At 53.4% G+C, this 18,823-nt stretch carries 20 protein-coding genes; 12 read left to right on the forward strand and 8 right to left on the reverse strand.

The genetic code is table 11. From position 1 onward, the window contains the following. Positions 1 to 37 precede the first annotated feature (37 nt). On the reverse strand, positions 38 to 481 hold the full coding sequence (locus tag NYE26_RS25075; protein WP_036722049.1) for a hypothetical protein: 444 nt from the start codon (positions 479 to 481) through the stop codon (positions 38 to 40). Between the two features lie 253 nt (positions 482 to 734). Between NYE26_RS25075 and NYE26_RS25080 the strand changes: the two genes are divergently transcribed. Both NYE26_RS25080 and NYE26_RS25085 read left to right on the forward strand, forming a co-directional pair. Then, positions 735 to 1,913 carry an MFS transporter gene (locus NYE26_RS25080; RefSeq protein ID WP_339250946.1) on the forward strand — a complete coding sequence of 393 codons (1,179 nt, stop codon included), beginning with the start codon at positions 735 to 737 and terminating at the stop codon, positions 1,911 to 1,913. A gap of 109 nt (positions 1,914 to 2,022) precedes the next feature. After that, the gene (locus NYE26_RS25085; RefSeq protein ID WP_036722053.1) at positions 2,023 to 2,382 is read left to right on the forward strand and encodes a DNA primase; all 360 of its coding nucleotides are present in this window, start codon (positions 2,023 to 2,025) and stop codon (positions 2,380 to 2,382) included. A gap of 107 nt (positions 2,383 to 2,489) precedes the next feature. Here NYE26_RS25085 and NYE26_RS25090 read toward each other — a convergent pair whose 3' ends face one another. Next, positions 2,490 to 3,107 (reverse strand): SCO family protein, encoded by a 618-nt coding sequence (locus NYE26_RS25090; protein WP_036722056.1) that lies wholly within the window; start codon positions 3,105 to 3,107, stop codon positions 2,490 to 2,492. Between the two features lie 31 nt (positions 3,108 to 3,138). Continuing rightward, entirely contained in the window at positions 3,139 to 4,071 is a 933-nt protein-coding gene (gene cyoE / locus NYE26_RS25095; protein WP_036722057.1) for a heme o synthase, read from the reverse strand. A gap of 206 nt (positions 4,072 to 4,277) precedes the next feature. On the opposite strand from cyoE, the gene NYE26_RS25100 reads away from it, so the two are divergent. Further along, the gene (locus tag NYE26_RS25100; RefSeq protein WP_339250948.1) at positions 4,278 to 5,282 is read left to right on the forward strand and encodes a metal-dependent hydrolase; all 1,005 of its coding nucleotides are present in this window, start codon (positions 4,278 to 4,280) and stop codon (positions 5,280 to 5,282) included. 611 nt (positions 5,283 to 5,893) lie between these two features. Continuing rightward, positions 5,894 to 6,085, forward strand: coding sequence for a hypothetical protein (locus tag NYE26_RS25105; RefSeq protein ID WP_036701722.1), 192 nt, complete (start codon positions 5,894 to 5,896; stop codon positions 6,083 to 6,085). Position 6,086: 1 nt separating this feature from the next. Here NYE26_RS25105 and trpS read toward each other — a convergent pair whose 3' ends face one another. After that, positions 6,087 to 7,076 (reverse strand): tryptophan--tRNA ligase, encoded by a 990-nt coding sequence (gene trpS, locus NYE26_RS25110; RefSeq protein ID WP_036722062.1) that lies wholly within the window; start codon positions 7,074 to 7,076, stop codon positions 6,087 to 6,089. Between the two features lie 447 nt (positions 7,077 to 7,523). On the opposite strand from trpS, the gene NYE26_RS25115 reads away from it, so the two are divergent. Both NYE26_RS25115 and NYE26_RS25120 read left to right on the forward strand, forming a co-directional pair. After that, complete coding sequence (locus NYE26_RS25115) at positions 7,524 to 8,495, forward strand: aldose 1-epimerase (RefSeq protein ID WP_339250951.1); 972 nt, start codon at positions 7,524 to 7,526, stop codon at positions 8,493 to 8,495. A 102-nt stretch (positions 8,496 to 8,597) separates the two neighbouring features. Further along, positions 8,598 to 8,831 (forward strand): alpha/beta-type small acid-soluble spore protein, encoded by a 234-nt coding sequence (locus NYE26_RS25120; RefSeq protein ID WP_036701727.1) that lies wholly within the window; start codon positions 8,598 to 8,600, stop codon positions 8,829 to 8,831. Positions 8,832 to 8,945: 114 nt separating this feature from the next. On the opposite strand, the gene NYE26_RS25125 is transcribed toward NYE26_RS25120, so the two are convergent. After that, positions 8,946 to 9,320, reverse strand: a complete 375-nt coding sequence (locus NYE26_RS25125) for an O-methyltransferase (protein ID WP_339257611.1) — start codon at positions 9,318 to 9,320, stop codon at positions 8,946 to 8,948. Positions 9,321 to 9,712: 392 nt separating this feature from the next. Next, positions 9,713 to 11,512, reverse strand: a complete 1,800-nt coding sequence (locus NYE26_RS25130; protein ID WP_339250953.1) for a M3 family oligoendopeptidase — start codon at positions 11,510 to 11,512, stop codon at positions 9,713 to 9,715. A gap of 105 nt (positions 11,513 to 11,617) precedes the next feature. Between NYE26_RS25130 and NYE26_RS25135 the strand changes: the two genes are divergently transcribed. Both NYE26_RS25135 and NYE26_RS25140 read left to right on the forward strand, forming a co-directional pair. Continuing rightward, on the forward strand, positions 11,618 to 11,809 hold the full coding sequence (locus NYE26_RS25135; RefSeq protein WP_036722071.1) for a YycC family protein: 192 nt from the start codon (positions 11,618 to 11,620) through the stop codon (positions 11,807 to 11,809). Next, a complete protein-coding gene (locus NYE26_RS25140; RefSeq protein ID WP_036722073.1) occupies positions 11,806 to 12,036 on the forward strand; it encodes a hypothetical protein in 231 nt (76 codons plus the stop codon). Before NYE26_RS25135 ends, NYE26_RS25140 begins: the two co-directional genes overlap by 4 nt. Before the next feature lie 119 nt (positions 12,037 to 12,155). Here NYE26_RS25140 and NYE26_RS25145 read toward each other — a convergent pair whose 3' ends face one another. Together NYE26_RS25145 and NYE26_RS25150 are read right to left on the reverse strand one after the other, a co-directional pair. Further along, complete coding sequence (locus tag NYE26_RS25145; protein WP_235191738.1) at positions 12,156 to 12,860, reverse strand: DUF2225 domain-containing protein; 705 nt, start codon at positions 12,858 to 12,860, stop codon at positions 12,156 to 12,158. Between the two features lie 29 nt (positions 12,861 to 12,889). After that, the gene (locus NYE26_RS25150; RefSeq protein ID WP_339250957.1) at positions 12,890 to 13,273 is read right to left on the reverse strand and encodes a globin; all 384 of its coding nucleotides are present in this window, start codon (positions 13,271 to 13,273) and stop codon (positions 12,890 to 12,892) included. A gap of 441 nt (positions 13,274 to 13,714) precedes the next feature. On the opposite strand from NYE26_RS25150, the gene ylbJ reads away from it, so the two are divergent. From ylbJ to NYE26_RS25170, 4 genes are all read left to right on the forward strand, one after another. Beyond that, positions 13,715 to 14,986, forward strand: coding sequence for a sporulation integral membrane protein YlbJ (gene ylbJ, locus NYE26_RS25155; protein ID WP_339250959.1), 1,272 nt, complete (start codon positions 13,715 to 13,717; stop codon positions 14,984 to 14,986). A 132-nt stretch (positions 14,987 to 15,118) separates the two neighbouring features. Beyond that, positions 15,119 to 15,916, forward strand: coding sequence for an NAD kinase (locus NYE26_RS25160; RefSeq protein ID WP_036722084.1), 798 nt, complete (start codon positions 15,119 to 15,121; stop codon positions 15,914 to 15,916). 172 nt (positions 15,917 to 16,088) lie between these two features. Continuing rightward, complete coding sequence (locus NYE26_RS25165) at positions 16,089 to 17,267, forward strand: stalk domain-containing protein (RefSeq protein WP_339250961.1); 1,179 nt, start codon at positions 16,089 to 16,091, stop codon at positions 17,265 to 17,267. Positions 17,268 to 17,301: 34 nt separating this feature from the next. Continuing rightward, complete coding sequence (locus NYE26_RS25170; protein WP_036722086.1) at positions 17,302 to 18,753, forward strand: S41 family peptidase; 1,452 nt, start codon at positions 17,302 to 17,304, stop codon at positions 18,751 to 18,753. Positions 18,754 to 18,823: the final 70 nt, after the last annotated feature.

Genomic DNA, 18,823 nt, shown 5'->3' on the forward strand with positions numbered 1-18,823 from the left:
TTCTGCTGCTGCAGGTAACCCTGAGCCCGCTGCACTATTACTTGCCCGCCTGCTTCCGGGCTTCGTCGATGAAGGTCTTGGTTGTATCCGTAACGCTCCACTTCCCGAGGCTGACTCCGCGGAAGACCACTTCCACCTTGTCCTCTGCAGCGGAGCCCTTCACCTCCAGATTAGGAGTAGTGATGGTGAAGGTGCCGTCACCGCCGGAGGTATAGACCGCCTCCTGCGCTTCTTTGAGCATAACCTCCTGCGCCTCATTCTTCAGCGTGCTGACTGTCCCGTCCGCCACTTTGTTAACGGCATTACCGATCTGATCCATGGTCACCCCGCTATAAATGAATAACCCCACCACAATAACGACGACGATAGCCCATTTCAGCATAGTCTTAACGATGTTAACGACTGCGAACAGCAGGACAAGCGCAATAACAATAACAAGCCAATTCTCTCTGATAAACTGTGACCACACTTCCGGATTCATCAATTTCACAACACCCCAATCGCAAATTTCGCCACTCCGGGACGCTGTCCCGTCAGACATTTCATTAATATTAATTATTATACATGAATGACCCTTATAATTCATGGTTGCCGGAATGCAGAACTGCATACAGGGGCTGGCCAAGAAAATGGTATAAGCCCCCGCTGCCGCACGTAAAGTACAAGTAGGCTGTTCCCTCTGCTGGAATCCGTTCCGTCATCAGCGGCTGGCCGCTAATCTGGAGGTGTTATCCGTGAAAACTGCAATGTGGCTGTACCTCTTCATGTTCCTGGCGTTCTTCGATTTACATGCCCAGTACCCTATCCTGACACCCTTTGCCATGTCCCTGGGAGCGGGCCCGGCCTTCATCGGCTGGATGATGGGGATGTATTCCCTGACCCACCTCCCGGGCAATCTGCTGGCCGGTGTACTTGTAGACCGCAACGGCAGCCGCCGCTATATCGTATTCGCCCTTACTGTAGCAGGTCTGATCCTGCTTCTGCAGGCGCATGCCCAGCTGCCCTGGCATCTGCTCCTGCTGCGGGCAGCGAGCGGGTTCGCCCTGGCGTTCCTCTCCCCTGCCTGTATGACTCTCTTGGCCTCGCTCTCGTCTGACCCTGCGACCCAGGGTAAATACATGTCAGGCAACGGAATTATTCACACGCTAGCTTCGGTTGTCTCCCCTGCCGCCGGAGCCTTCATCGTCGCCAAAGCCGGTTACTCCGGCACGTTCAGTACATTGGGGTGGCTCCTGATCTTCACCGGTGTGATGGCCTTCTTCAGTGTGCCGAAGCATAATCCGGCCCTGGCCCTGCCGGGGCCAGTACTCCCGGTGAAGGAGAATCTGCCGTCTGGGGCGGCCGCTACCGGCCAGCCTGCTGTCTCCAGGCGTTACTATCTGCTGCCCTTCTTCGTATCCTGCTCCCAGGGCGTACTGTTCTTCGAGCTTCCGCTGTCACAAGGACAAGACGGGATGGTCTCTACCGGAATTCTGCTCTCCCTGCTCAGCCTTGGAGCGCTGGCGACCCTCTGCCTGTTCTTCCTGAACCGCCTCTCGCCGGGCATCCGCATTGCCGCTGCCTTATTGGGGATGGCTCTCTGCTTCTTCACCCTGGCTGCCTTCCGCAGCATCCCGGCCGGAGTGGTCCTCTTCCTGCTCGGCTCTGCCAAGGGCGTGTTGTTCCCGGCTATGGCCTCCCTCTTCATCAGCCTGGGCGGCGCTAGGCGGCTGGGCCGGACCTTCTCGCTGCAATCCATCGCCATGTCCCTCGGGGCCTTCGCCGGACCCGTCGCTGCCGGGCAGCTAAGGGAGTACGTGTCCCCGTACTTCATCGCCTTCGTGCTGCTGATGACAGCTCTCCTGCTGCTGCCTCCGGGCAGATCCGGCCGCCTCTCCTCCTACGCCCCCGACTGGAACAGCCCTGCCGCCTGAATGCGACATTTCCCGGGGAATGAATACATATTGTTCAACAAGCTGTTAAAAATAGCGCAGCTTAGGTACAATATCGTCATAACAACTAAGATCCGGGGGCTGATTGCATATGTCCATCACCATTATTGTCGAAGGCAAGAACGACCGCAGCAGACTGAGGCGGCTGCTTGAACCAGAGGTCGACATTCTGTGCACCTTCGGTACGCTGAATACCCTGAAGCTGGAATCCCTGCGGAATACCATCCGGGACGGGGAAGTCTACCTGTACATGGACAATGACAGCTCAGGCAAAAAAATCCGTGCAGTCCTGCGTGATGCCTTTCCCGATGCCATTCATATGTATACCCGCAAGGGTTATGCCGGCGTGGAAGGGACTCCGGATGAATATAACATCACCCAGCTGGAGAAGGCCGGACTTGAAGATTTCATTATTTACCCCCAGCCGTATCCGCAGGGTATAGAAGGATAATTCATCGCATGAAGCATATACATTCTTAACCTTTCACCACAAAACGAGGGTGTCCTGTGCAGCAGCTCCACTGCTCCACGGACACCCTCGTTTATTGCGTTCCTGTGCTATTCACGGGCCAGCTTCTTAACCGTTCTGGCCAGGAACTCCGGCGTTACATTCTCCGTATCCCCGGCATCGTACAATCCCCGGAGCCGGTTGTTCTTGTCCACCAGGCCAATAAGGTTCGCGTGGGCGAAATCATCCTTGCTCGTGCCGTAGATCAGCACCTTGAAGGACTCCGCTGCCAGCTTGCGTACCTGCTCCTGATCCCCCCGCAGGAAGTACCAGCCGTTATAATCGGCATGGAACTTGTCGGCGAAGGCCTTGATCGCTTCCCTTGTATCATTCTTCGGATCGAAAGATATCGAGACGAATTCAACGTCTTTGCCGAAGCTGCCGTCTTTAACCAATATATCCTGCGTCTCTGACAGCATATAGGTGGTAATCGGACATACATCGGGACAGACCGTGAAGAAGAAATAGACCAGCCTTGCTGTGCCTGCCGTATCCGCCAGACTGATCTGCTTCCCGTCCACATTCTCCAGAGAGAAGTCCTGTACCTGACCGATGACAGGCAGCTTCTTCTCACCGAACCCAAAGGACTGGACTGCCAGATAGCCAGCCATAATTATTGCAATCAGCAGCAGCAGCCAGGTCCACTTGTAGCGCTTCAAGGTCTGCACAGGACGCCCTCCCCCTCTATCCTAAGAATACTTACACGTGAATGGTATTCAGCACCAGGGCAATCAGACTTAACGTCAGATAATTAATGGAGAAGAGGAAGCTTTTCTTCGCCCATACCTCATCATCCTTTGCCTTGAATCCGATTAGAGTTAAGTAGAGCCATGCCACCGACAGTCCCAGTGATACAATCAGATAATATATACCTGCATAATCATAGGCGTACATCAGCACAGGCACCGGTAGCAGCAATGCCACATAAGGAATCATCTGGAATTTGGTGCGGCGCGTCCCCTTCACAACCGGAAGGAGCGGAAATCCTGCTGCTCTGTATTCCTCCTTGCGGCGGATGCCAAGGGCCCAGAAATGGGGCGGTTGCCACAAAAAGAGCATTGCGAACAGCAGCCAGGCGCCGAGATCCACTGTTCCTGTAACAGCCACATAGCCGATGACAGGAGGCATGGCTCCCGAGATCGCACCTACCGAGGTGCTCCAGGTGGAGGTTCTTTTGAGCCAAAGGGTGTACACTACAACATATACGAACATGCCGACTATGCCGAATAATCCGGCTAGTACGCCGCAGAAGGCGAACAGCACGCCCAGCCCGGCAATGCCGAGCCCAATGCCATAGATAAGTACCGTTGTCGGCTTCAGCCTTCCTGTAGGCAGCCCGCGTTCCCGGGTCCGTTCCATCTTCATATCCAAATCGCGGTCAAAATAATTATTGAAGACACAGGCTGAAGCCATGACCAGCATGGTGCCGAGCAAAGTCAAAATCAGACGGCCATACTGTACATCCCAGCCTGATGCCACCCAGTAGCCTGCGAATGCCGCAATCAGATTGGAGCGGATAATGCCGGGCTTCGTAACGGTAATAAAGTCGCGCCAGCTTGCACCTTCCGGTGGAGACTTGGCAGACATTGATGCGGAATCAGAAGAAGCTTGATATCTCAATTGATTGTCCACGTATCGGGTTCCTCCTTCTAGGGAACTTCTTACACTCCGCTATTAACTTTATCATAGCAAACTGGGAAAGACTTTGACAATCATTGACCAAGATGTTCATTAATTCGACAATTACGTGACGATATTTATTTTCCCGTCCTTAAATAACTTAGCCCAATAATGGGTAGTTATTAATAGAGAACTTCCGTACAAAGGAGATCTGACTAATGGATACTGCCACACATTTTGTTATGGGACTTGGACTTGCAGGTCTGTCCTTCGTCGATCCGCTCGTCGCTTCGAATGGAACGCTTGCCGGAGCGGTGATGGTAGCTACTGTACTGGCTTCTCAGGCACCGGATGCCGATACCGCCCTGCGTCTGAAGGATAACGCGGTATACATCCGCAATCACAGGGGGATCACCCATTCCCTGCCCTTCTTACTGCTGTGGCCGGCATTGATCACCGTGGTCATCGGGCCGTTGTTCGGCTTCACGGACCTGAGCACCTTAAGCCATATCGCACTCTGGAGCTTCATCGGCGTTGCCGTCCATGTATTCTCCGATCTGTTCAACACCTACGGGACTCAGGCCGCACGCCCGTTCACCGAGAAATGGATCGCCTGGAACATCATCCATATCTTCGATCCGTTTATCTTCGGCAGCCATGCAGCGGCGATTATTCTCTGGATCAGCGGACTGGTGCCGCCCGCTCCCCTGTTCATCACCTTGTATGTCTGCATCGTCTTGTACTACATCTGGCGGACCCTCGTTCATGCCCGCATTACCCGCAGCATCAAGAACAAGGATGTTCACCATAATGCAGGCGACCGTTACTATGTGATCCCAACCATTTCGCCAACGCGGTGGAATCTGGTCAAAGCCAAGCCCGACGGAAGCTACAATGTCGGGCTGCTGAACAGCGGACGGCTGGAATGGTTCAAGCATGCGGTGTGCTCCACTCACCCCGCTGTCGAGCGTTCCAAATCCCATCCGGATATTCAGGCCTTCCTGTACTTCACCTCGTACGCTGTCGCGGAGGTGGAGGAGCTGCCCTCTGGTTATATTGTACGCTGGGGAGATGTCCGTTATTTACACCGTAAGCAATTCCCGTTCGTGGCTGTACTGGTAATGGACCATGAGTATAAAGCGCTGAATACTTATGTCGGCTGGCTGAGCAGCGAGAAGCTGGATGAGCGCTTCGCCGTTGATCCGGGAACCGTCAAGCTGTAGGAAGTTTTTTGAAGACAGGTGGCATCTGCCGGGGCAGGTGCCTTTTTTAATTACATTAACTACCTAAAATGCATAAACGAATTAAAACTACAACCAGCTCCAGACAAGCAAGCCTTCAACACTTAGTAATTATTTGTAATATAAGTGTCTTCATCACGGACAGTCTGCTGTTGCAGGGAATGGAGTTAAGCCCACCTGTGCGGTCAAAGTTCACGCCGAGATGTTGTAAATATTGCAACTCTGGAACAGGGATTAAGATGTCGCTGTAGGGATTGTTGCATGAAATGCAGGAATTTCCCCGCTCCGCCGTTTGGGGGAGGAAGATTGTGGCCTTTTGTGCAACATTATTTGATTTGGAGCGATTTATTAATCGAGATGTTGCAATTTGTGCAGGATTATGCAGCTCACCTAATACGTTATAGACTTTATTTAACGGGGATCTATTCTCTTGCCCCCCTCTTGACGTAACGGGACCGCATAAGGCACAATCAACAACAAAAGCGGTTACAATTCAAAGCCTATACGCTCACTTTACGTGAAATCCCGGCATGCTGCGAGCACACCGGGATTCACTTGTACATTATTTGAAGCAGAAAGGAAGGCTGGAACATATGGGTAAAGGTCTGTCACTGTGGTTCGCCTGCTCTTCAATTCTACTCCTCACAGCAGCTTCCATCTCGATCAGCTATAACATTTGGCTGGCGCTGCTGCTCGGCGCGCTGTGCGTGCTTAACATCGGCTGGGGCTTCATCGTCAAGGCCAGGCTGAGACGCAAGGCGGAGAGCAACCAGCCGACCCCTTAACTTAACGGGTAGGCAGGAAGCCCATCCGTTCCTTCACGCCCTCCAGGGTACGGGCGGCACTTATACGTGCACTTTCGGCACCCTGAGCCAGAATATCGCTGAGCATCCCTGAGCTGCGGATGTCCTGATATCTTTGCTGGATTGGCTCCAGCAGCGCTACGACCACTTCAGCCAGCTCTTTTTTGAAGCCGCCGTACATTTGGCCTTCATATTTGTCGGCAATCTGCTGCAGGCTCATTCCCGAGCACTCGGCATAGATGCTCATCAGATTGCTGATCTCCGGCTTAGCCGCCGGGTCGAAAATAACCTCACGGCCGGAATCCGTTGTGGCCCGGCTAATCTTTTTGCGAATTACATCAGGCGGGTCCAGGAGTCCGATTCTGCTGCCGGGGTTGGGATCGCTTTTGCTCATCTTCTTGGTGCCGTCATCCAGGGACATGATCCGCGCCCCGACCTCCGGAATGTAAGGCTCAGGTACGGTGAAGAAGTCACCGAACCGGTGATTGAAGCGTCCCGCCAGGTCACGTGTCAGCTCCAGATGCTGCTTCTGGTCTTCGCCTACCGGTACCAGATCCGCATTGTAGACCAGAATGTCGGCGGCCATCAGCGACGGATAGACGAACAGACCTGCGCCTACGGATTCTTTGCCGGCCGACTTATCCTTGAACTGTGTCATCCGTTCCAGCTCACCCATGGCAGTGAGCGTAGTCAGAATCCAGCCCAGCTCGGCATGCTGCGGCACATGGGACTGCATATAGACATGCGCGATCGATGGATCAATGCCTGCTGCCAGATACAGCGCGGCTACCGATTCCGAATTCTCGCGCAGGGCTGCAGGGTCCTGGGCTACCGTAATGGCATGCAGATCGACCACCATGAAGTAACATTCGTATTCCTTTTGAAGCTTGACGAAATTCTTGATTGCCCCGATATAATTACCGAGTGTGAGTGAACCGCTGGGCTGTATGCCCGACAATACTTTTTTAGCCATCCTCTTATCCTCCATCATCATTATGATTGTCCGCTGGTGCAAGGAACGCAAAAAGGCCCCACATCCGCAAGGGACGTGAGACCGTGGTACCACCCTTATTCGCTGCCTGGAGTCCCCGGAGGGATCTATGCAAACAGCCTTGGCTTCCGTTAACGGGGAAGAGACGGCCGGTCTACTTAGGGCTTCAGCAGCCTGTTCGAGCGCGGCGCTCAAGGGTCCATTCAGTCAGAGGTGCACCACCGGTTCACATCAGCCACCGGCTTTCTGGAGGTACAGTCCATGCTTACTTGTCCCTGTCATCGCATTACTTGTGTTAATTGATGCCTCCATCATAGATCGGCCCGGAGAAGTTGTCAAATCCCTAACCTCCGCCGGATAAATCTGGTATGATAAAGGTATTCGTGTGTATGTAATCCGATTACAGCTTATCAAAGGAGCATATCTCTTATGAAACAGGTGACCAAAGGGCAATGGAACGGTTATGATACGTATATTTTGCATAGCCGGGAACTGGAAGTCACGCTTCTGCCCAGGCTGGGTAATAACGTAATTTCATTATGGGACCGCACCATGGAGCGGCAGATCCTCCGTCAGCCTGAAGAAAGCGACTTGGCATCATATATGCAGAAGCCTTATCACTTCGGCCTTCCGCTTCTTGTGCCGCCTGGCCGCATACGCGGCGGAAGCTTCCTGTTCGACGGAACAAGCTACCAGTTCGACCGGAATGCGGGAGAACATCATATTCACGGGCTGCACCGCACCCAGGCTTGGTGTGTCAGTGATATTGAGGAGGACGAGTTCGGCTGTGCGGTCACCACTGAGTTCATAACCACAGATGATCCGGAGTGGATCAGACAATTCCCTGAGCCGCTGAAGCTTGAAATGACCTTCCGGCTTCAGGATGACCGGCTGCAGCAGACGCTCAAGGTCACTCATCTCGGCAGCAAGCGTGTTCCTTTTGGCGCAGGCTACCATACCTGGTTCATGCTTGACGGAACCCCGTCCCGCTGGAATGTTACCCTTCCTGCCGGAGCCGTCTGCGAGCTGAGTGAGGATCTCCTGCCTACCGGACAGCTATTGCCGCTCGGAGAGCTTACGAGCCTGCACACCCGGCTGAATCTTCAAGGTGCGGACCTGGATACCGTCCTGCGTATAGCAGAGGGCCAGCCTGCCGAGGCCGTGCTGATGCGCGATGATGGATACGGGCTGCGTTACTCAGCCGATACTGACTTCTTCCGCCACTGGATTCTATATACCAAAGGCGAGGCCGACCAGTTCCTGTGCATTGAACCGCTCACCTGGCTCCCGGATGCACCTAATCTCCAGCAGGACGCCTCCGCTACCGGGCTGATCACGCTTGAACCCGGACAGACGCTGGTGCTGGGGGGCACCCTGCAGATGATCTACCCGGAACGATAAATTTCATAATAATTACCATCCTATAAAACTTCAACATCCGTGCATGAATTCTCCCTCCCGCGCTCATACTATCTTCACAACGGGCGAAGGAGGTGAGCACACATGGGTCAAGCAGGTCAACAAAGTCGTGGTAGCCGTTCTAACAACCTGGTCGTTCCTCAAGCGAATGCAGCGCTGCAGCAGTTGAAATATGAAGCAGCACAAGAGCTTGGAGTAACTATCCCGGCTGACGGTTATTATGGGAACTATACTTCCCGCGAAACAGGTTCTTTGGGAGGATATATCACCAAACGTCTGGTGCAACTGGCAGAGCAACAACTGTCCGGTCGTTCGTAATTGCTACCTTATCTTTACAAACCGTCTAAGCCGTGAGGCATAGACCGAGCAGCTTCACAGCCCTCCCGCGCTTCTCGTCGAAGCGCAGGGGGGCTTTTCTATATGTATATAGAATCAGCCGAAGGATTGATCCGAGACATCGCCGTGGCTGTTGCGCGGATAGCGGATCATCAGATTCGCCATATTGTAATTGGACTCCAGCGTGGCATCCACCACCACCATCCCCTGGCATACAGCAAATTCATAGCTGATCTCTCCATGTGTCCACCGTTTTTTATATTTCAGGCTCTCCAGCGCCATGACGCGGAATGAGGATTGCTGGCCTGAAGTCAGCCCCTCCTGCCCGGCTGCGAAGCTTCCGCTGCGTCCGGCGAGCGGATTGTGGCGGACCCCGAACTTGCCGATGATATTATTCCTGATCTGTACAAATACGGTCCCTGAATTCAGTCCTGACAATTCCTCCTGCAGCTCATGAAATACCAGATCCATCTGTCTTGCAAGCGATAATTGTTCCGTCCTCACATGCATTTCCTCCTAAAAGTCTTGTGGGTGATGCAGCCTCATGGCTCTGCCTCACACAACACTTGCTTCGTAAGCAGTTGTTTGAATTTTGTGGGTCTAGCAGCGCTTATATAAGGCTTTAGGCTCATTATAGGGTACTAATTAAACACGCACAACATTATTCAACATAATTGGGTTATAATCCCTATAAATGCGCAAATTATTTAGTATTAATAGCAATATACAAACTTTTGTCGCCATTTATCGACAAATAAACAGCATAAAAAGACCCCTTAATCGGGGTCTTTGCACATTCACACCATATTCAACCGCCATCATTTTACTGTAAAAAAGCAATTCGTCTCATTTTCGACAAATTCTTAGCCGCGTTGTTCCGTCATTTCCAGGAATTCATTAATATCGGCAACGATTAAATCTGCAGCCCCCTGCCAGAAATCCGGCTTGGACAGATCAACGCCCAGATGCTTCGACACCAGATCCTCCAGCGTCATCACTCCGGTATCCTGCAGCAGGCTGTCATATTTACCGGCAAAGGAAGCCCCTTCCTCAAGCGCGAGCCGGTATAGACCGGTGCTGAACATATACCCTACCGTATACGGGAAGTTGTAGAACGGCACATCTGTGATATAGAAATGAAGCTTGGACGCCCAGAAATGAGGATGATATTCGGAAAGAACCCCGCAGAAGGCTTCCTTCTGGGCTTCCTCCATCAGCGCGGACAATTCCTCACTGCTTACCAGACCTGCCTTGCGCTTCTCATAGAAGCGGGTCTCGAACAGGAAGCGGGCATGGATATTCATGAAGAACGCCACACTGTTCTGGATCTTCGCTTCAAGCAGCGCCAGCTTCTCCTCACTGTCCGTCGCAGATTTCACCTGCGCATCCGATACAATGACCTCCGCGAAGGTGGAAGCCGTCTCCGCCACGTTCATCGCATAGTTCTGGTTGAACAGCGGCTGGTCCTCCAGCAGGAAGGAATGATAGGCATGGCCCAGCTCATGCGCAAGTGTGGATACATTGGACGGCGTACCGCTGTAGGTCATGAAGATGCGGGATTCCTTGCTCTCCGGGAAGGAGACGCAGAAGCCCCCCGGACGCTTCGCGGCCCGGTCTTCGACCTCGATCCAATCCTTGTCGAAGGCGCGTTCGGCGAAATCCGCCAGCTTCGGACTGAATTTGCGGAACTGGGTCACGATGTCGGCGGCTGCCTGTTCATAAGGAATTTTGCCGGAGGACTTGCCGACTGGCGCATCCACATCGACCCAGGCGAGTGACTCCAGACCCAGAATCTCCGCCTTGCGCTTCAGATAAGATACCAGGGCAGGCTTGCTCTTCGTGATTACATCCCACATGACATCCAGGGTCTCACGGGACATACGGTTGATGCCCAGCGGCTCCTTCAGCACATCCTCCCAGCCGCGGCCCTTGTACAGCTTCAGGCGGAAGCCTGCCAGATGATTCAAGGTATCTGCACAATAGTCGGCCGCCCCGCCCCAGGCTTCTTCCCATTTGCGGAACATCGTACTGCGGACCTCAGGATTCTCATCCGCCAGCTTGTTGAAGGCTTGCCCGGCAGAGAGCAGCTTCTCTTCCCCGTCTTCTTCACAAGGAATCTGGATCTGTCCGACAATCGTCTCATAATGCTCGCTCCAGCCATGATAGCCGTCAACGGCAAGCTCAAGTGCCAGGCTCTCCAGCTCCGGGCTCATCTTCTCACGGGCCAGATTCCGGCTCTCACTGAGCACGAAATTCAGCGGGGCAATCTCCGGCCGGGCCATCCACTCGGCCCATACCGCGTCAGAGGTCTGCCGGAGCACGTTATCGAAGGCAGAGCTGATGCCCTCATAACCGGCGCGCAGCCCCGTTACCTTGGAGGACAGTCTCACCGCCCCTTTGTCGAGCTGATTCTGTGCACCCAGACAGCCGGCGAATTCCGAGGCCTGTGTAAGGCGTCCGGCACAGCTCTGCAGCAGCTCAATGACCGGGTCCAGCCCCTTCGTTGAAGCCGTATCAGCCGGTGCGGCAGCGGCAGCCACCTGTGCGCGCAGGCGCTCAATATCGGATTCGAGCTGGCTCAGGAAGCTCTCAAACTGCGGGGAGGCAGAGCCTCCCGGAAAAATCGATTCCAGCTCCCATGTCAGTGATAACGGTTGTTTCATATATACTCACCATTCCTTCGTTATAGAGTAGTTTTCTTTGTATTTGCGGTACAGCCATGGTAAAGTGAATCATGATACTCCACTAATTGTAAGGAGGGCATCCTGATGAAGCCACTGCAAATATCGCCGGAGACGGCCATCACCTTATCGAAACAACTCGGCGTTCCGCTGGAACACCTGATGCATATGCCCCAACATATCCTGCTGCAAAAGATCGCTGAATTATCCAAGAAAGCTGCTAGCGAGACCCCCGAAGGCAGCGTGCCTGCTCCCTCTGACGAGAAGGACAAGCAATGATCCCCTTCAGCCATACCTGGCCTTATGACATTATTCTTGGCGACATGTACGTGCAATACTGCCCCTTCTGCGACCATGAGAATGTTCTTCTGCCGATGAAGCCGCGGGAGCTGCAGCACGTGCGTGACGGCAAAAAAAAGCTGCTGGTCTTTCCCTGCTGCAGTGCAAGTCCCACCGTCATTGATAATGACAATGACTACTTGTTGTTTGACCGGGCGGTCCGCTAAACGCGGTTGCCGGCAGTTCGCCCCGCTTAAGCGGGCAGAGGCGTAGAAGAGGCATCCCTTCTACGCCTTTTTGCGTTCCGGTATACCGGATAGACACTCTAACACCCTCACTCCGCCTTCTATGTACCTGCGGGAAGCCCGTCCGGATCAACGTCCAGCCCGCGCATCTGCTCACGCAGAATGGCCCATTGCTCGCGCGAAGCCCGGATCATGGCCGCGTCCGTAATCCGCTGGTCATTAATGACCCTTGAGAACCACCGCACAGCAGCGGCGAACTCCCCGATCCGGCGGTTCAACTCACCAATCAGATACATCAGCCGCGCATCATTACCACCGGATGAATCATTCTCGAACACCTTCACATACTCATCCAGCGAATAGGCCAGGAAACGCTGCTCCTGCACCGAATCCCCTTGATAACGGTACAGCCAGGCAATATGGTGAAGCAGGCTGGCTATAATACGTTCCTTGTCCTTAATGCTCTGCGCGCAGATCAGCGCCAGCTTGTACGTCTCCAGCGCCTCCTCCCAGCTACGCTTCTCTCCGAAGTCGCGGGCTTGCCACCGTCTTCCTACTTGTGCATCGAAGGACTTGCGCTGCCAGTCAGCCAGCTTGTCTGCAGAATTCTCCGTGGAGGCAAAGCCGCACTTTGGACAGACCCGAACCACATAATAATCGGGATTCTCCGCCTTGTAATAGGAGCAGAAGTCCGCATCGCGGCGGATGGCCTTCTTAAGGCTGGGACGTACTCTTGAGGTTGAAAATTCATGTTCACAGTTACAGCAGGTAACCTTGATCGAGTAAAGCGGTATTAATTCCGGCACGGGTGCCCTCATCCTTTCACAACTACACTTTATTCATGGGGCATATTGACAAAATGATGGGCGGGACCCGCCAGCCGGCTCAGGACAAACGTACGCAGGGACTCCTCCACACCAATCTCCTCCAGCGCCGCCTTCATGCAGGCGAGCCAATCCTCCGCCAGAGCAGGAGTGATGGGGACATGCATATGTCTGGCTCTCATCATGGGATGGCCGTGCTGCTCGGAGAACAGGGCAGGGCCTCCAAAGAATTGGCTCAAGAACTGATATTGCTTCTCCAGCACCGGAGTAATATCTTCAGGGAATAACGGACTGAGCTGCGGGTGAAGCTGCACCTTGGCATAGAACACAGTCACCAGACGGCGAATTCCCTCAGCGCCTCCCAGGCTGTCATACAGGCTCTCTTTCGGATTCATTTGGAGGTTTCGCCTTCTTCCATATTAATCTGATAAGCAGTTGCTTATCATTATACCAAAAAACAGGCTGCACAGTTATCCCTGCCTTAAGACATGCCTGCTAAGCCTATGAAAATAAAAATTTGAACAAAAAAAAGGCGCCAAACCGGAGTTCAGCGCTCGTAAGCTAATCAGTATGTTCTAAAATCTTCATCACCAGGCGGGACAAGGGAGACCCGGATCACATATACAAAAGCACAAACGAGCACTCCGGCAACTACACTCATCACCATCACTCCATCCCTGAAAATCTATCTCAACAAGATGTGCATTAATTAAGTTTATAATACCATAATTTCAATGAAAAAGCACCGGTAAATGTAACCGTTTTCCTCGTTTTTTTTGTGCTGTTTGTCCAGCTTTCGGCATACAACTAAGCATAGAACTGGAGGCGAGAAACCGATGACTCTGAACAAAATCGCAAGCCCGCTGCTCGGGATCGTGCTGGCGGGCTGTATGCTGCTGATGCTGATCCATCCCGCCAGCTCCCTGGATGCGGCGCTGCGCGGGCTCGCCGTCTGGTGGGATGTGCTGTTTCCCTCGCTGTTCCCGTTCTTCGTCATCTCTGAAATTATGTTGGGCTTCGGCATCGTCCATCTCTTCGGCGCTCTGCTTGATCCGCTGATGCGCCCGCTCTTCAATATACCCGGCAGCGGCGGCTTTGCCCTAGCAATGGGATATGTATCAGGATACCCTGTCGGCGCGAAATTAACCGCCAAGCTGCGCGAGCAGGGAATGATCAGCAGAATCGAAGGCGAGCGGCTCGTCGCCTTCACGACCTCCTCGGACCCGATTTTCCTGCTGGGTGCGGTCTCTGTCGGATTCTTTCACGATGCCTCTCTGGGGCTTGTGCTTGCCCTTGCCCATTACGGGGGAGGGCTCATCGTAGGTCTGCTGATGTCCTTCCATGGCCGGGGCAGGCCGGAAGCAGCAGCTGCGAACACCGCCCTCCCCCATTCAGGCAGCTCTTCTGCATCTCCGGAAGGACAAGGCCCCGGCAGGCTGCGGACTGCCCTGAACGCGATGGAAAATGCGCGCCGGGTAGACGGCAGAAGTCTCGGCGAGCTGCTGAAGAGTGCCATTACCTCCTCACTCCAGCTTATTATTGTTGTCGGCGGCCTGGTTGTCTTCTTCAATGTGCTGATGGAGCTGCTTGCGCGTGCCGGCGTAATGTCCGCCCTGTTCAGCATGACCGGACGGCTGCTGTCGCTGGCCGGCTTCCCGCCTGAGCTCTCAGCCGCCTTGGTCAGCGGCTTATTCGAAGTGACGCTCGGCGCCCGGTCGGCTGGTGAAGCTGCCGGAGGCGTGCCGCTGCAATTCAAGGCTGCGGCGGCAGCGTTCATCCTCTCCTGGGGCGGCTTGTCGGTTCATGCACAGGTCGCCAGTATCCTGAACGGTACCGGACTGCGCTATCTCCCGTTCATGGCCGCCCGCCTGATGCATGCCCTCCTCTCAGCGGTTCTGCTTCTCCTGCTCTGGAAGCCGGTAGTCAGCTCGGGACTGGCTGGTCAGTGGTCCATACTACCCGCCGCCTCCGGGCTGGCCGCTCCAGAAGCCGCTCTAATCAGCAGCATCAGCCTGCTCTGCCTTCTGCTCGCAGTCATGCTGGCCCTGTCGCTGGTGGTCTTTCTGCTGGGGAAGCTTTGGCGGCAATCTTATGCGCACCGCAGCTAATTCGATATGTCACGGCTCTGCTGATGCAGCACTGAAGCGGATTCCGGCTTTTCACAGCGCTAATATTGTGTTCCGGGTCAAGATTGATTATGATCGGTGTATGACTGAATTACACAAAGGAGCCTGTACACCTTGAGATATTATGTTCTGGACCGCGGAGATGAATTATCCATCCAACTAGCGGAGCAATTTCACAAGCTGGCGCAAGGCCGGAATCTGGAGCTGGATGCCAAGTCACCGGAAATCGTGATCTCGATTGGCGGTGACGGCACGATGCTGCACGCTTTTCATACGTTTATCGATCAGATCCCGAACCTCGCATTTGTTGGCGTGCATACCGGCCATTTGGGCTTCTATGCGGACTGGCAGGCCGAAGAGCTGCCGTCCTTGATTGATTACATGTGCGGAGAGGTTGGGCCGCATAAACCCCGCATCGTACAGTATCCGCTGCTCGAACTGGAAATACATAAGAAATCCGGCTCCAGCAAGCACATTGCCCTGAACGAATTCACCCTTAAGGGCGTGGACGGAACGGTTGTGATCCAGGTGGATATTAATGATGTGACCTTTGAGATGTTCCGCGGGGACGGCCTGTGTGTATCCACACCTTCCGGCAGTACCGCTTATAACAAAAGTCTGGGAGGCGCTATGGTACATCCCTCGATCGAGGCGCTGCAGATTGCTGAAATTGCCTCCATTAATAACCGGGTATTCCGCACCATGGGCTCGCCGCTAATGCTGCCTAAGCATCATCACTGCGATATCTTCTCGCGCAAGGATCAGCGCCTGCTGCTGACCATTGACCATAATAATATTCCGGTGGATGATCTGATTTCGGTACGTGCTCAGGTCGCTGACAAAAAAATCAGCTTCGCCCGTTACCGCCCTTTCCCGTTCTGGAACCGTGTCCGGGAGGCCTTCTTGGTCTAGTTAGTATTTGCCGATAAAGCCGGAGATGCTCCCGATCTCCGGCTTTATCATGCCGGCTGACGGGAACTCTACTGAGCCTGGCAGTATCCCGTAGAATAAATAGACAGACGGAATTTCCAAATGGTATAATGGTTCTATTTTACAAAGTTTTCTATTTGAAGGAGCGAATCTATTGAAGAAATTAGTATCCCTGCTAGGCATCAGCCTGCTGGCCCTTGTGCTGGCGGTTCCCGCTTTTGCCGCAGACAAACCCATTAAGGTGTATATTAACGGCAGCAATCTTGCCTTCACAGCAGGGACTCCGTATCTGAAGAATAATACGGTGCTCGTGCCTTTCCGCGTTGTTTTTGAGAAGCTTGGCCTGCAGGTGCTGTGGGACTCCAAGGCGGGTACGGTAACCGGCACCGGAACAGGGCTGGATATCAGCCTTAAGGTAGGCAGCAAGCGGGCCAGCGTCAATGGAACCGTCAAGCAGCTTACAGTTGCTCCTGTATCGAACGCCGGGACCACTTACATACCCTTGCGCTTCATTGCCGAAGCCACCGGGGGCACAGCGGTCTGGGATGCAGCCAACCGCAGCGTGAAGATCACCGTATCGCCGTCCTCCGCCTCCAGTGAGCAGGAGATCAAGGTTATCATTCAATTAGCTAACCAATATTATAATGAAGAGAAGGCCAGCAGCTTCTATTCGATTGTCGATGCAGGGGCAGACAAACCAGAAGCTGTAAGCAATATGAATTCCCAGTTCGAGCTATATGACATCAAGAACACGATTGAGAGTCTTAAAGTCCTCAGTGTTACAGGTAATGAAGCTACAGTCTATACTGTCGAAAAAGCAGTACGAACCGGCGGTTATTATACTCCGGATGAGCAGTACGAATATTTATATACACTGATCCGTCAAGACGGCGCGTGGAAGATCTCCGAAATGGAGCTGCAGGAATCCTCTGTGCTGCTGACGCGCGAACAAGGCATGAAGCCCGCTGTGCTTCCACAGGGCGATCAGACCGGAATTAAGGATACGCTAAGCAAATACTACCAGGGTATGAATGCCCGCAATGCAGATGCAGTCCTTGCCGTGATGACCTCGTACGATAAGGAAGAGGATGACTCTTACAAAGAGGAGCTGCGTGATTATTTCAAAACCTACGATCTGAGCTATGCGGTGACTTCCTCCAATGTCTTCTATTACACTGACTATGAAGCCGCAGTCTATACGGAAGTGGTGATTACGGACGGTGAATCGAAGGAGACCTATACCCAGTCTCTGATCCTCCTGCTCTCGAAGCCGGAGAGCGGTGCCTGGACGATCGACACTACTTATCATATCGGCTTCGACGCGCAGTCCTAAATTCAAAAATTCATCTAAAGGATGTAATGAACTCATGAAATCAGCCAAAATCGTTACCGCACTCTTAAGCGGCTGTCTGGCACTATCCATCGCCTGGGCCCCTGCTGCTTCAGCTGCAGATGCTGCTGCCTCTACAGAAGCGGCGCAAGCCTCGAAGACGGAGATCATCAATGAAATTATGCAATATCTGGAGTATTACAACGTTGAGGGTGTGGACCAGGATACACTTATCCGCGGTGCAATTGACGGTATGGTAGGCACATTGGAAGATCCTTATAGCCAATACTTCACGAAGGAGGAGGCTGCTGACTTCGGTCATCAGGTCGATCTGGAATATGTCGGCATCGGTGTCCGGCTGATGTATACGGCCAAAGAGCTATATATTGAAGAGGTCATGAGCGGTTCACCGGCCGAGGCCGCGGGGCTAAAGCGCGGCGACTCCATTCTCAAGATCAACGGGGTGCGGGTGGCTGATACGAACGGCGATGAGCTGAGCGGTAAAGCGGGTACGAAGGTCTCTCTGCTGATTCAGAGAAACGGAGCTAACAAATCCTATACGGTAACCCGCAGTGAAATTGCTACAAGCTCCGTGACCAGCAAGATGCTTAACTCTAAAATTGCTTATATCTCCATCAACGGCTTCACCCAGACTGCCGATGAGGAATTCTCCGCAGCGCTGGACAAAATGCGTTCAGGCGGCATGAAATCGCTGGTTCTTGATCTGCGAGATAATACGGGCGGTTATATGGACAGCGCCCAGAATATCGTCTCAAAGTTCATGGATTCCGGTATTATGATGTACACCTCCGATCAGACCGGTACACTGAAGCCGGTCGCAATTACGAACGGCAGCAAGATCGGCGTGCCCGTGGTCGTATTGACCAATGAATATACGGCCAGCGCCTCCGAAGCCTTAACCGGTGCACTTCGTGACAACAAGCTGGCTACAGTTGTAGGCACGCGCTCATACGGAAAGGCCCGGATTCAGAGCCTGATTCCCATGTCCGGCGGCGGCGAGCTGAAGCTGACCACCATGAAGTATCTGACTCCGAACAAGGAGGACTTCAACCATATCGGGCTTGCGCCTGATATCGAGGTCAAGGGCAAAACTGCCCAGCTGATTACCGCTCTGCAAATTGCCGGCATGAAAGAGATTGTCGCGTCTGGTGACCATCATATTCTGGATATCAACGGCACTGCTTTTGCCGGAAATGTAGGTCTGATCAAGCAGGGCGATAAGGTGTATGCTGCCTCCCGTGTCCTCGCCGCACTAGTGGAGAATGAGGTCTCCTGGGATGCCAAGAATAAAAAGGTAATGCTGACCACCGGCGCCGGTAACGTATTCGGGTTCACCCTGGCCTCCAAGGAGGCGCTGTTCCAGGACGGAGAGTCCTTCATCGAGCTGAATGCCTTCAAGAAAAAGTTCCCTGCGCTCGTATGGAGCTACAATGCTTCACTGAAACAGCTGAAATTAGCTGTGAAATAGAATCGTCAGAGGTTTTCCGCGTACATTTGGCCCGTGCCCTCTCGCCCGCCCATAGAATTAGAAAAAGCCC

The organism is Paenibacillus sp. FSL P2-0136 (genome assembly GCF_037975325.1).
Taxonomy (GTDB): domain Bacteria; phylum Bacillota; class Bacilli; order Paenibacillales; family Paenibacillaceae; genus Paenibacillus_AQ; species Paenibacillus_AQ silagei.